Consider the following 13,442-nt stretch of genomic DNA (forward strand, 5'->3'; position numbering starts at 1 on the left):
GTTTGCCGCAGTTCTGAATGCACCAATGGTATATTCAGAGATATTCAGTCTTTCCCGCTCATCAGCTTTTTATACTGAAGGGGCCGCGCTCTGTGATTTCTTCTCAGAATCTTTGTCTTTCTGCCAGAAAAGCGTTGATCCGGTTTTATTTTCGATTTCGATACAATTTTCCATATCTTTCGAAGCACCTCGTGATTTTTCCAGACGGCTGAAAATTGTGGTTTCTTCTATCAGTTTTTTTTGTATTCTTGCCTGACTGTCCGCAGGACAGATAACCTTGATATTGCTGTTCTGAAAAATAGCATATCCTTCAACCCATATACTTTCATTTTCTCTGTACTTAACCGTCCAGTTATTTTTGAACCAATGCGCAGGGTACTCGTTAGCCTTGATTTTATATAAATTAATATGGTTGCTTTTGAGGCCTGCCAGGTAAATAGCATGGTCGTTAGCACGCACGAAAAAACCTGGCGTGATATTTAGCGTGACATAAAAAATAATAATGAAAGTAGTGGCTAAGGAAATGATTGTCTTTTTATTGATTCCCCTTTTGGTTTCACTAAAAAAATCATAAATTGCCATTATAGGAAAATAACATATTGTCATATATAAAAAAATAGTGATAAACCTGTAAAAACGATCTATACCGGAAAGATCCGCCTTGTTATAAATGAATAAAGATATAATAATAAATGCAACGTTGATAAGGAGAGCAGAAGCGTAAATTTTTATCTGTCGTCGCCAGTTGCCATAGAAGATATGAAAGATTAAATTAATGCAGTAACCAGATATTATAAATATGAAAATAGAATTGGCTGTTTCACTTTCAAGTACGCCAGTTACCGAGATAATAAAGCTCATAAGGAAAGAATGAGGGATAATTGCTTTGTCTGGTTTATGCTCCTTTGACAGAAGCATTTTCGCCAGGTAAAAAATTGCTGGCATAAGAAGAGTAATGAAGAAGGCGACTATGATGCCTGCAAGCGCAAACGAGATAGCTAACAACGTTGAGGGCGTGGTCAGCATAGAGGGTAGTAACGTCAGGTGATCAATCCGGTACAGATAAAACCACAGGTTGAAACAACCCATCATCACTAAGAACAGACTGATTTTAGTGATATTGTTCGCCAGGTATCGAAGGACGTTAAAGACAGGGGGGCTTTTTTTCAAAGGCGTATTACTGCGGATTTTTTCTAATATTGATCTATTCATAAAAGGTTCCATTTCAGGGAATATGACCGGGGATTTTATTAGTTCCTGTACTGAATAATTGACTAATTCCGCATAGGTGTATTTCTGATAAGGAGGGCATTTAGCCACCGCTCAGCTTCTCTGCCGCGCCTTGCGTCACCGGTAAACCAGACTTTTTCAATCTCAACGCCAGACCCTGCAACTATTTTCCTCAGCGACGCCTCATCCATATCCGTAAACCGCCGTCCGTCCTTCTCCCGCTCACCGTGGCCATATTTAAACGACAGATACCACACTCCGCCGGGCTTCAGCGCTCTGGCAAGCCGCGCCATCACTTCCGATAACTCGTTTTCAGGAACATGCAGCAGCGACGCGCAGCACCAGATGCCGTCATACTTCTCCACCGTATGCAGTTCCCGGAAGCGCATCACTTCCACGGATTTCCCCGTTAATTGCCTGGCACGCGCAGCCAGCTCTGCCGAGGCGTCAAAGGCTTCCACCTCATAACCCCGTTCGCTGAACGCTTTGGTATCACGGCCTGAACCACATCCGGCATCCAGAATGCGCGCGCCGGGCGACAGATGGGCCAGAAAGGGCGCATAGAGGGCGGACATATCCACATCTACGGTGTCGTCGTAAAAGCGTTGCGCGTTTTGCTGGTAGTAATCGTCATTCATCAGAATATTCCGCTTCCCTGTGCGCTAGGTTCCCATTCATGCAGCAGCGTGAATTTCGCCGTCTCCCAGCTACGTTGCAGGAAATTATGTCGCATTGCCGGCGTAGTGCCCGTCTGGCGGATCAGGGTTTCACGCAGCGGCAGATGGCTGTTAATAAAATACTCGTTACGGTCATGCAGGCGCTGAAGCAGTTTTGTTGAGGGTATCCGCGTAAATTTCCCCTGATGACCCCGGTTGCAGTGCTGGCAGGCCAGGACCAGATTCCAGACGCCGTCCAGGTTGCTGATAGTGCCATTAAGCGTAAAAGGCAGGAAGTGATCGACATCGGCTAGGTCTTCACCGCCCGTAACCACGCTGACCGGGCAGAAGCAGTAGAAGCAGTAGCCTTTCTGGTAACCGTTCAGGCTGTCGCGGCAGCTGGTGATAGTAATGCGCTGATTACTGCGACGGCTGAACAGCATCTTACTGTCATCATCATATTCCACCGCAATCAGATTACGGGAAACACCCATCGCCCAGGCTTCCTCAACCAGCCGCCAGCGCGCATCGGTTTCCCGGATCAGGTTGGGGAACTGATCGTTTTCAGTCAGGTAGTAATAATTGTCGGTAAGACGGATACCTTTTGACGTTTTACGTTCATCAAGGAAGAAGCGCTTATCGATTTCGGCCTGATTGACGTTATGAAAGGCATCGATCACGGCGGCGAAACCGAGTTTAACGGTGATCCCGGTCAGCTGCTCCTCAGTGATTTCGCCATTATTAAAACGGACGCAGGCGTCCAGGAACTGGCTGCGCTGGCTGGTGATCTGTTTGGGGGCCAGTTTTAAATGTGCGCACAAGTGGCGGGAAAACGGGACGGCCAGTGCCTCAAGCGTAATCAGATCGTTATCCGGCTGTTTCAGATCATAGAGCGCATGGGCCAGCGCAAATTTGTATGAAGCGACGTTTCGGCCAAACAAAATCACCCCACGCCAGTAATGTTCCAGTTTGGGATCGGCCTGATAAAAACGCATAGGAGTCCTGTTTTGTGAAGCGGCTCGTAAGAATGGGCGTTACGAGATCACATAACAGAATGCGTGAATTGTAAATAAAAAGATGTCTGTAGCCCTGACGGCAGGCGCAAGGGATGCCGTAAAGGGTTTCATTTTATTAAAAATCAATGAATTACTTTCTTGCCATCTGGAGGGGCAGCCTGTGGCAGGCAATGCTGATATTGCCTGGCCTTTGACTATCCTTAGCAACAAACATCAAACCGTCTTGCCGTTCGTTATCCAGGCACGCCTTCGGGTTAAACGTTAATTACCTGTTTTCTTGATCAAAACACGCTAAAAGCCCCAATAAATGATGTTGTTAAAAGAGTAATTATTTTAAGATAATTCCTAATTATCTTGTCGGACTGCTGGCACATAAATAGTGAAAATTTTTATCGTAAATCTGGCGAAAGATGCACTCCGCCGTGACGCCATTTTGCAGCAATGCAGCAGGATGGGCTTAGAGGCTGAAATTATCAGTGCCGTGGACGGGCGGCTGTTTTCAGCAAATGAAATCAGCGCGCTGACGCATCCGCGTTATGCTGCCGGTATGACGCCCGGTGAGATTGGCTGCTCGCTGAGCCATCACAGCATTTACAGGAAAATCGTGGCAGAAAACATCGACTGTGCCTTAATCCTTGAGGACGATGTGGCGCTGACGGCGTCACTACCCGATGTGCTGGCGTGGTACCGCGGCAGGCAAAACAAACAGCCCGAAGTAGTTCTGCTTAGCGAAGCGGATAAATATGTGCGCAAGCCCTGCGATGTTATCAACAACTGTCATCAGGTGGTGAAAGTCACCGAAGCGGTTTTTACGCACGCCTATATCCTTAACAAAGCGGCGGCGGAAAAGCTCTCAGCATTTTTATATCCCATCTGGCTGGAAGCCGATCGCTGGACGCTGCTCAGGGAGTACGGACTGGTAAATCTGAAAGCCGTTATTCCGCCAGTCGGCCTGCATTCAGAGCTGAGCCACACGTCTACAATCTGGGTCGGTGATGAAGAGGTGATGAAAAGAAAGAAAGTGGAAACTCACCGCTCAGCGACTTTTAAGCTGATTAAAAAAGATCGGCCTTTCTGGATAAAGCTGAAAAACGCCTACTGGCGAATCTTTGTCAGGAAGTTTTTACCGATTGAGAATGGCCGGCTTCAGTAATTGATGCTGAAAAACGGATTGGGTGTGGTGGCATAGTAGTGCATCGCGCTTTGAGTGATCCCACTCTTCGACGGCGCACAACAGGTGTTTTTTATCCGCCACGCTGGGCAGAAAGCGGGTTATTTCATTAAATGCCCGACGGCGTGACGGTTACGTTACCGGTGTCAAACCGGGCATGCCTGTCGCTAAACTGTCTGGGAACGCCCGAATCAGTTAAGCACGGCAAAATCATCCGGTGCCAGGTGGACAGAAACTTGCAGTATACCGACGGCGGGAACGTCAAAGACTGACGCAGCATTAGAATGCGCCTTTACCCAACACGTTATTCTCTCACCCCGTCATACCCCTTTTCTTAATGCGCAAATAAAAAAAAAGCCAGAGGATCACCTCTGGCTCAGCACGTCCTGGTAACTGATTAATGCAAACCGAACAGGCCCGGCAGAAACAGGCTCAGCGACGGGATATAGGTTATCGCCATCAGCGCGACCACCAGGACCGCAAAGAAAGGCAGCATCGGTTTGATCAGCGCCTGTATCTTGATACCGGAGACGGAGCAGCCAACAAAGAGCGCGCTGCCTACCGGCGGGGTGCAGAGGCCAATGCAGAGGTTAAAGACCATCATGATGCCGAAGTGCACCGGATCCATACCCAGCTCATTAACGATGGGTAAAAAGATCGGCGTGAAAATCAGCACCGCAGGCGTCATATCCATAAAGATGCCGACGATAAGCAGGATGACGTTGATGATCAGCAGAATAATGATCGGATTATCAGACACCGCCATCAGAGCTTCGCTGATGGTGTAGGGAATATCCGCATTGGTCATTGCCCAGGACATACCGACGGAAATCCCGATCAGCAGCAGCACAATCGCGGTAGTAATCACCGAGTCCAGCAGAATGGCAGGCAGGTCGCGGAGTTTGACCTGGCGATAAACCACCACCGACAGGATAAAGGTATAAACCACGGCAATCGCGGAGGCTTCGGTGGCGGTAAAGATCCCGCCCAGAATTCCACCCATGACCACCACGACCAGCATCAGGCTTGGGAAGGCATCCCAGAACACGCGCAGGATCAGGCCGAACGTTGGCCGTTCCGTCACCGGATAGCCGCGGCGTTTGGCAATGATGCCCGCCACCACCATTACGCTCAGCCCCATCAGGATGCCGGGGATATAGCCAGCCATAAAGAGCGCCGCCACCGAAATGCCGCCAGCGGTCAGCGCATAGATAATCAGCACGTTAGAAGGCGGGATCAGCAGGCCGGAAATGCAGGAGGTCACGTTCACCGCCGCTGAGAAAGCGGGATCGTAACCGGCTTTTTTCTGCATCGGGGCCATGGTGCCACCGACCGCAACGGCGGCCGCCACGGCTGAGCCGGAGATGGAGCCAAACAGCATATTCGCCATGACGTTGACATGGCCCAGTGAGCCAGGCACCCGGCCAACCAGCACCTGTGAAAGGTTAATCAGGCGCTGCGCGATACCGCCGCTGTTCATCAGCGAGCCGGCGAGGAAGAAGAAGGGGATCGCCAGCAGGGAGAAGCTGTCGAGCCCGGTTGCCATTTTCTGCCCGACCACCGTAATAATGGTCTCGAAGGGCAGCATCATTACGCCTGCCGCCAGCGTCGCCAGTCCGATGGAGAAGGAGATGGGGACACCGGCAAAAACAAGCACGAAAAAGGAGCCAAACATCACAACCGTGAGCATCCAGTCCATCAGGATTTCCCTCCTTCAGTCTGTGGTAAAGCGGGTTCGTGGCGGTGACACATCACGGTTTCCACCATAAACAGCAGGCTGTACCAGCAAATCAGTACGCCGCTTAATGGCAGCACCAGATAGACATAGGCCATCGGCATTTGCAGGGCAGGCGAGAGCTGGCCGGTTTCATAAACACCAAGCAGCAGTGACAGCCCGCCCCATACCATGACGGTGGCGGCAAAAAAGAAAATCGCGATATCAATAAAGAGCTGGTTGAACAGTTTGCGCACGCCGGTCAGCTCTGAAGTAAAGAGGTCGATATTGAGGTGTTTGCGCTTACCGGTGGCATAGGCGGCGCCTAATAAACCGACCCAGATCATACTGAAACGGGCGATTTCATCGGTTGAGGTGCTGGGCTGGGCTAGCACATAACGGCTGAATACCTGCCAGACGACGCAGATAACCAGCATAACCATCACGATAATACAGAAGAGTGCCAGTAGGTTATCGATCGCTTTTTTATATTTTTCGATTTTCATAAAACCCCCGTCATAAGGGCGGCCAGGCCGCCCTTACTGTGCATTATTGCGCGAGACCTTTAGCCGCATTTTCTACCTGGGCAATCCAGGGGCCGCGGACGGGATCTTTTTTAAACTCATCGTAGAGAGGCTGTAAGGCTTTACGGAAAGGTTCTTTATCGACTTTAATAAAGGTTGCGCCTTCTTTCTCCGCTTCTTTTACCGACTCCGCCACCATAATATTCCAGGCTTTGGCCTGTTCGGTTTCCGATTTTTTAAGGACTTTTTCCAGTACCGCTTTTTGTTCATCACTCAGGCGATCCCAGGTTTTATTCGATATCACCAGATAGTCGGGCACCGAAGTGTGCTGGTTTTCAGTGTAATATTTCGCGACTTCTTCATGACGTGTCTGTACATAGGAAGGTTCATTATTTTCAGCGCCGTCAATAACGCCCTGCTGAAGCGCGGTATAAACTTCCCCTAATGGAATAGAAACCGGTGACGCACCAAGCAATTCAATAAATTTAATGGTGGTTGGCGTTACAATAACGCGGAATTTCATGCCCTTCATATCGGCCGGAGAATGAATCGGTTTTTTGGAATAGAAACTGCGTGTGCCGCCCACATAGGCCGCGACTGGAAAGAAGCCTTTCGCTTTGGTCTCCTCCGTCATGGCCTGCCCGACCGGGCCGTGGATCACAGCATTGAAGTGCGCATCGCTATGAAAGAGGTAAGGCAGACTGTAGATGGAATAGGCGGGGGTAAAGGCTTCTAATTCATTAGCCATGGCTTTGGTCATATCCAGAGCGCCATTCTGAAGCAGCTCAAGCGTTTCACGCGGACCGCCCATCTGGCCGCCGGGATAAATACGCAGCTTCATTTTGCCGCCGGACTCCTCATTTAAATCTTTCGCCATTTGTGCCCAGGTCTGATGCACAATGTGGGAGGTATCAAGATTGTGCGCCAGTTTCAGCGTGATTTTGTCCATCGCCGCGGAAGAAAAAGCGGTAGCGACGAGAGGCAGGGCCAGAAGTAACTGCTTTGAAATTTTAGTACGTTTCATATTTTACCTTTCAAGCGGGGCGCCAGTGTTGCAAAGAAAATACGCACTAAATGTGAAGAATAGTTTGAAGCGCGTCTCATTAGATTAAAAATGAAACGCCATTTTATAAAATTAGTGATGCTGTTCACTTTTTGTCTGAAAGACGATTTCAGAAAGCATTTTCGACGGCGGTGATTTATTAATTCGCATCAATGGCTTGAGAAAGAGTGACCGCATTACTAAAAAATAAGTAATAAGCTTAAAAAAGTTGAAGATCCTGCTTTAATTACGCTTTGCTTAAACTATTTTTTAATTTCATGGCTTCATTCATCATGCTGCGTGGCACTTTTACCCTTAAGCGCACCGCCGCCACGACAGATGATCGTTGCTCCCGACGGCAAATAACGTTAGTTTCCTGAAAAAACTTGCCGGGAAGGCGATGACCGCATGAAAACCAAATCCTCTACGCTCTATGATGTTGCCCGCCAGGCGGGCGTCTCTTACCAGACGGTGTCGCGCGTGATTAATCAGGCTGAGAACGTTTCTGATAAGACGCGGAAAAAGGTGGAGGCGGCGATGGCGGCGCTGCACTACGTGCCGAACCGGGTGGCGCAACAGCTAGCAGGCAAGCAGAGCAAGACGCTCGGTCTGGTCACCACCACGCTCTCCCTGCATGCGCCCTCGCAGATTGCCGCATCGGTCAAATCCACCGCTGGCAGGCACAATTTCAATGTGCTGATCTCCATGCTGGAGCAGCCAGATGCGCAGGGATGCCGTCGTGCCATCAGCTATCTGCTTTCACAGCGGGTGGATGGACTGATCGTTAATATGCCGCTTGAAGATGCGGAAGTGCAGATGATGCGCGACGCCTGTGGTGGCGTACCGCTGATTTTTGCCGACGTTAATCCCGCACTGGCAGCCAACAGCGTGCTGTTTGATCCTGCCGAAGGCGCCAGGCTTGGCGTGTCGCATCTGCTGAAGCTGGGGCATCAGCGCATCGCTCTGCTGGCCGGACCGCATGCGTCGGTATCGTCGCGGCTGCGCCTTGAAGGCTGGCTGGCTGGACTGGCGGCGGCGGCGCTAAAGCCTGTCACGGTGATGTACGGCAACTGGAGCGCCCGATCCGGCTTTGACACTATGTCGGCGCTGCTGGCAAGCGGCACCCGTCCCGATGCGCTGCTGGTGGCCAACGATCAGATGGCGCTGGGCGCGATGCGCGCGCTGAGCGAAGCGGGGTTGCAGGTGCCCGCCCAGGTCTCGGTGATTGGCTATGACGATACGGAAGACAGCGCCTGCTATATTCCACCGCTGACCACCGTGAAGCAGGATTTCCGCCTGCTGGGTGAGGAGATCGTGGAGCGTCTGGTGCGGCAAATTGCCAGTGGAGAGGCACAGAGCCAGCCGCGCATCCTGCCGGTCACCCTGGTAGAGCGAAAAACAACCGCACGCCCTGGAGGCACGGCACCAACGCCCGGTCAGCTGGCGGATGCGCTGATGTTACTGGCCCGTCAGGTGGCCCAGCTGCCGCCTGAACAGTAATATCTGAAAGCATCCGTTTCGTGAGGCATATCACCTAATGGCGGTTTGCCGCTTTACTCCTGGTGTTACCCTCAACATAGTGTCGTAAATTGTGAGCGCTTCGTAAATTCCGGGAGTCAGCATGACCGACACTGTTAAACAGCCTTATTCCGTAAGCTTATCCGCCCTGTTGGCCCGCCGGGACTGGGAAAGTCCGGGTATCACCCACCTTAACCGGCTGGCTGCCCATCCGCCGTTTTCCAGCTGGCGTGACGCCTTTGCTGCCCGCGACGACGAAGCGAGCAGCAGCCTGCTAAGCCTGAGCGGCAAATGGAAATTCAGTTATTTTACCAGCCCTTATCAGGTGCCTGAACAGTGGGTAACGGAAGATCTGGCGGAAGCGGACAGCATTCCGGTGCCGTCAAACTGGCAGATGCTGGGCTATGACGCGCCAATTTATTCTAACATTACCTATCCGTTTACCACCCAGCCGCCGCACGTTCCGGAAGAGAATCCAACGGGATGTTACTCGCTCACATTTGATGTGACTGATGAGGATCTTGCCTCCGGTCACACGCGCATTATATTTGACGGTGTGAATTCAGCTTTCCATTTCTGGTGTAACGGCACCTGGATCGGCTATTCGCAGGACAGCAGGCTGCCGGCGGAATTCGATCTCTCCGGCGTGCTGCAGGCGGGCGAAAACCGGCTGGCGGTGATGGTGTTGCGCTGGAGCGACGGCTCCTGGCTTGAAGATCAGGATATGTGGCGGATGAGCGGTATTTTTCGCGACGTCTGGCTGCTGAACAAGCCCGCCACCAGCCTGGCGGACTTCCGGCTGCGTACCGATCTGAACGCGGATTTCACCCGTGCCGATCTGGTGGCGAATGTGACGCTGGCAGGCGAAGCTATCGCGGCCAGCCGCATCACGCTCCAGCTCTGGCAGGCGCATCAGCTGGTGGGAGAGTGCAGCACCCAGCCCGGCAGCGCGGTGGTGGATGAGCGGGGCAACTACGCCGAGCGGGCCGAACTCCGGCTACAGGTGGAGCGCCCGCTGCTCTGGAATGCCGAAACGCCGCACCTGTATCGCGCGGTTATTCTGCTGACAGATGCGCAGGGACAGATCCATGAAGCGGAAGCCTGTGACGTTGGCTTCCGGCAGGTTGGTATTGAGGACGGATTGCTGAAGCTGAACGGCCAGCCTCTGCTTATTCGCGGCACTAACCGCCACGAGCATCATCCTGAGCATGGCCAGGCGATCGATGTGGCGACGATGATCGAAGACATCCGCCTGATGAAGCAGAATAATTTCAATGCGGTGCGCTGTTCTCACTATCCTAATCATCCGATGTGGTATCGACTCTGCGATCGTTTCGGGCTTTATGTGGTGGATGAAGCCAACATCGAAACGCACGGCATGCAGCCGATGAACCGGTTATCGGATGATCCTACCTGGTTCCCGGCAATGAGCGAGCGCGTGACCCGCATGGTGCAGCGCGATCGTAACCATCCCTGCATCATTATCTGGTCGCTCGGCAACGAATCAGGCCACGGCGCCACGCATGATGCCCTTTACAGCTGGATCAAAGCTAACGATCCGGGTCGTCCGGTGCAGTATGAGGGGGGCGGTGCCGATACGGCGGCGACCGATATTCTCTGCCCGATGTACGCCAGGGTGGATGAAGATCAGCCTTTCCCGCAGGTGCCGAAGTGGTCCATTAAAAAATGGATCAGCCTGCCCGAGGAAACCCGCCCGCTGATCCTGTGTGAATATGCACATGCGATGGGCAACAGCCTTGGCGGCTATGACAAATACTGGCAGGCGTTCCGTCAGTATCCCCGGCTGCAGGGCGGATTCGTCTGGGACTGGGCCGATCAGTCCCTGATCAAAACCGATCCTGACGGAGAGCAGTGGCACGCCTACGGCGGCGATTTTGGCGACAAGCCAAACGATCGTCAGTTCTGTATGAACGGCCTGGTGTTTGCCGACCGGACGCCGCATCCCTCTCTCTATGAAGCGAAGCGCGCGCAGCAGTTTTTCCAGTTCAGGCTGATCGGCCATTCTCCGCTGGAAATTGAGGTGGAGAGCGAATATTTGTTCCGCGCCAGCGACAATGAGCTGCTGCGCTGGCAGCTCACCCTTGATGGCAACCCTTTTGAACAGGGCGAAATCAGGCTGTCGCTGCCGCCGCAGGGCAGGCAGCGGCTGATCCTTGAACATCCTTCACTGTCACCTCAGAACGGACAGCTCTGGCTGAACGTTGAAGTGATCCAGCCTGACGCCACCAGCTGGTCAGAGGCCGGGCATGTGGTGGCCTGCGATCAGTGGCAGCTCCCGCTGGCTCAGGCAATGCAGCCCGCCACGCCAGCGCACGGCGAAAGCCCCACGCTGACCGTGACTGAGGCGCTGTTCGAGGTGTCGCATCAGGATCAGCGCTGGGCGTTCAGCCGTCAGGCAGGCGAGCTGAATCAGTGGTGGAAAGCGGATCGCCCGGCCTTTCTGACGCCGCTGCGGGATAACTTTATCCGTGCGGCGCTGGACAATGATATCGGCATCAGCGAAGTCGAACGCATCGATCCGAATGCCTGGGCCGAGCGCTGGAAGGCGGCAGGCTTCTGGCAGATGGAGGCGGAACTGCTGAGCTGTACAGCCGACAAGCTTCAGCAGGAAGTGCTGATCCGCACCGCCCATGCCTGGAAAAGCGGTGGCAAGACATTGTTTGTCAGCCGTAAAAGCTGGCGCATCGACAGCACCGGCGAACTGCATATCGACGTGGATGTGGCGGTGACCTTTGGTCTGCCGCAGCCGCCGCGCATCGGGCTGAGCTGCCAGCTGGCGCAGGTGGAGGAGCAGGTCGAATGGCTCGGGCTGGGGCCGCATGAAAACTATCCCGACCGCAAGCTGGCGGCGCAGCAGGGTCGCTGGCAGCGCCCGCTGGCGGAGATGCACACGCCTTATGTCCGCCCCTGTGAGAACGGGCTGCGCTGCGATACCCGACAGCTGCACTACGGGCCGCATCAGCTGGCAGGGCAGTTCCATTTCAATATTGGCCGCTACAGTCCGCAGCAGCTTGAGGAGACGACCCACCGCCACCTGCTTAAGCCCGAGGCGGGAAGCTGGCTGAATATTGATGGTTTTCATATGGGCGTCGGCGGTGATGACTCCTGGAGCCCGAGCGTGGCGCCGGAATATCTGCTGCAGGGTTCCTCCTGCCGCTACCGGCTGAGCTGGAAACGCCGCGATTAAGGCGTTCGTCTGCACGAAAAATCCGGGCCGCTTACGCGGCGGCCCGATGCTTACCCTGCCTGGAACTGAAAAATGCACTACATCAAAAATACCAATTTCTGGATGTTCGGCCTGTTTTTCTTTTTTTACTTCTTCATCATGGGTGCCTATTTTCCTTTTTTCCCGATCTGGCTGCATGATATTAACCAGATCAGCAAGAGCGATACCGGGATTATCTTCGCCTGTATCTCTTTCTTCTCCCTGCTGTTTCAGCCGGTCTTTGGCCTGCTTTCCGATAAGCTGGGGCTGAAAAAACATCTGCTGTGGATCATCACCGGGATGCTGGTGCTGTTCGCCCCGTTTTTTATCTATGTGTTTGGCCCGCTGCTGAAAACCAACGTGCTGCTCGGCTCTATCGTGGGCGGGATTTATCTGGGCTTTATCTATAACGGCGGTGCGCCGGCGATTGAAGCCTACATTGAGAAAGTGAGCCGCCGCAGTGACTTTGAGTTCGGGCGGGCGAGGATGTTTGGCTGCGTGGGCTGGGCGCTATGCGCCTCTATCGCGGGCATTATGTTCACTATCAATAATGAATTTGTGTTCTGGCTCGGCTCCGGCTGCGCGGTGATCCTGGCGATCTTACTTTTCATTGCCAAACCCCAGACGCAGAAAAGCGCCGAAGTGGCTGACAAGCTGGGGGCCAACCACAAAGCGTTCAGCCTGAAAATGGCGTTACAGCTGCTGAAAGAGCCGAAACTCTGGTTCCTGTCGCTCTACGTGGTGGGCGTATCCTGTACTTATGATGTGTTTGACCAGCAGTTTGCCAACTTCTTTACCGGCTTTTTCACCTCGCCGGAGCAGGGAACGCGGGTCTTTGGTTATGTCACCACCCTGGGGGAGCTGCTGAACGCCTGCATCATGTTTTTTGCGCCGCTGATCGTTAACCGCATCGGCGGAAAGAATGCGCTGCTGCTGGCCGGGATGATTATGTCCGTGCGCATCATCGGCTCATCTTTCGCTACCACGCCGGTGGAAGTGGTGTTCCTTAAAACGCTGCATATGTTTGAAATCCCGTTCCTGATCGTCGGCTGCTTTAAATACATCACCACCCAGTTCGAGGTGCGCTTTTCGGCCACCATCTATCTGGTCTGCTTCTGCTTCTTCAAGCAGCTTGCGGTGATTTTTATGTCGATCTTTGCGGGCAATATGTATGACAAAGTGGGCTTTCAGGGGACCTATCTGATCCTGGGCTGCGTGGCGCTGGGCTTTACGGTGCTCTCTGCGTTTACGCTGAGCGGGCTGGGGCCGGTGGGGCTGCTGCGGCAGTTTATCCAGCGCAAACAGCCACTGGCCGGATAACGTTCAGATGCAGGCGCAGCGCGCC

General features: G+C 53.1%; 10 protein-coding genes. 4 read left to right on the forward strand and 6 right to left on the reverse strand.

Translation table 11 applies throughout. The annotated features are described in order from the left end of the window. Positions 1-69: 69 nt before the first annotated feature. The 3 genes from EA20_RS0110585 to EA20_RS0110595 form a co-directional block, all read right to left on the reverse strand. Positions 70-1,212, reverse strand: coding sequence for a hypothetical protein (locus EA20_RS0110585; protein WP_152540229.1), 1,143 nt, complete (start codon positions 1,210-1,212; stop codon positions 70-72). A 62-nt stretch (positions 1,213-1,274) separates the two neighbouring features. Next, positions 1,275-1,868 carry a bifunctional 2-polyprenyl-6-hydroxyphenol methylase/3-demethylubiquinol 3-O-methyltransferase UbiG gene (locus tag EA20_RS0110590; RefSeq protein ID WP_024966797.1) on the reverse strand — a complete coding sequence of 198 codons (594 nt, stop codon included), beginning with the start codon at positions 1,866-1,868 and terminating at the stop codon, positions 1,275-1,277. Further along, positions 1,868-2,881, reverse strand: coding sequence for an HNH endonuclease (locus tag EA20_RS0110595; protein ID WP_024966798.1), 1,014 nt, complete (start codon positions 2,879-2,881; stop codon positions 1,868-1,870). Before EA20_RS0110595 ends, EA20_RS0110590 begins: the two co-directional genes overlap by 1 nt. 400 nt (positions 2,882-3,281) lie before the next feature. Here EA20_RS0110595 and EA20_RS19680 point away from each other — a divergent pair, with 400 nt between their 5' ends. Next, on the forward strand, positions 3,282-4,055 hold the full coding sequence (locus EA20_RS19680; RefSeq protein ID WP_024966799.1) for a glycosyltransferase family 25 protein: 774 nt from the start codon (positions 3,282-3,284) through the stop codon (positions 4,053-4,055). A gap of 415 nt (positions 4,056-4,470) precedes the next feature. Here the strand turns inward: EA20_RS19680 and EA20_RS0110605 are convergent, their stop codons facing one another. Genes EA20_RS0110605 through EA20_RS0110615 form a run of 3 tightly spaced genes read right to left on the reverse strand, consistent with a single transcriptional unit; the run spans position 4,471 to position 7,335 of the window. Next, complete coding sequence (locus EA20_RS0110605) at positions 4,471-5,772, reverse strand: TRAP transporter large permease (protein WP_024966800.1); 1,302 nt, start codon at positions 5,770-5,772, stop codon at positions 4,471-4,473. Then, on the reverse strand, positions 5,772-6,293 hold the full coding sequence (locus tag EA20_RS0110610; protein WP_024966801.1) for a TRAP transporter small permease: 522 nt from the start codon (positions 6,291-6,293) through the stop codon (positions 5,772-5,774). The genes EA20_RS0110605 and EA20_RS0110610 overlap by 1 nt, the downstream gene beginning before the upstream one ends. A 43-nt stretch (positions 6,294-6,336) precedes the next feature. After that, on the reverse strand, positions 6,337-7,335 hold the full coding sequence (locus EA20_RS0110615; RefSeq protein ID WP_024966802.1) for a TRAP transporter substrate-binding protein: 999 nt from the start codon (positions 7,333-7,335) through the stop codon (positions 6,337-6,339). A 426-nt stretch (positions 7,336-7,761) separates the two neighbouring features. Between EA20_RS0110615 and EA20_RS0110620 the strand changes: the two genes are divergently transcribed. The 3 genes from EA20_RS0110620 to EA20_RS0110630 all read left to right on the forward strand — a co-directional run bounded on the left by EA20_RS0110620 (position 7,762) and on the right by EA20_RS0110630 (position 13,417). Continuing rightward, a complete protein-coding gene (locus EA20_RS0110620; RefSeq protein WP_024966803.1) occupies positions 7,762-8,853 on the forward strand; it encodes a LacI family DNA-binding transcriptional regulator in 1,092 nt (363 codons plus the stop codon). A 121-nt stretch (positions 8,854-8,974) separates the two neighbouring features. Continuing rightward, positions 8,975-12,079 (forward strand): beta-galactosidase, encoded by a 3,105-nt coding sequence (locus EA20_RS0110625; RefSeq protein ID WP_024966804.1) that lies wholly within the window; start codon positions 8,975-8,977, stop codon positions 12,077-12,079. Between the two features lie 72 nt (positions 12,080-12,151). Continuing rightward, positions 12,152-13,417, forward strand: coding sequence for an MFS transporter (locus EA20_RS0110630; RefSeq protein ID WP_024966805.1), 1,266 nt, complete (start codon positions 12,152-12,154; stop codon positions 13,415-13,417). Positions 13,418-13,442 lie beyond the last annotated feature (25 nt).

The organism is Pantoea sp. IMH, from assembly GCF_000599885.1.
In the GTDB taxonomy this organism is placed as follows: domain Bacteria; phylum Pseudomonadota; class Gammaproteobacteria; order Enterobacterales; family Enterobacteriaceae; genus Erwinia.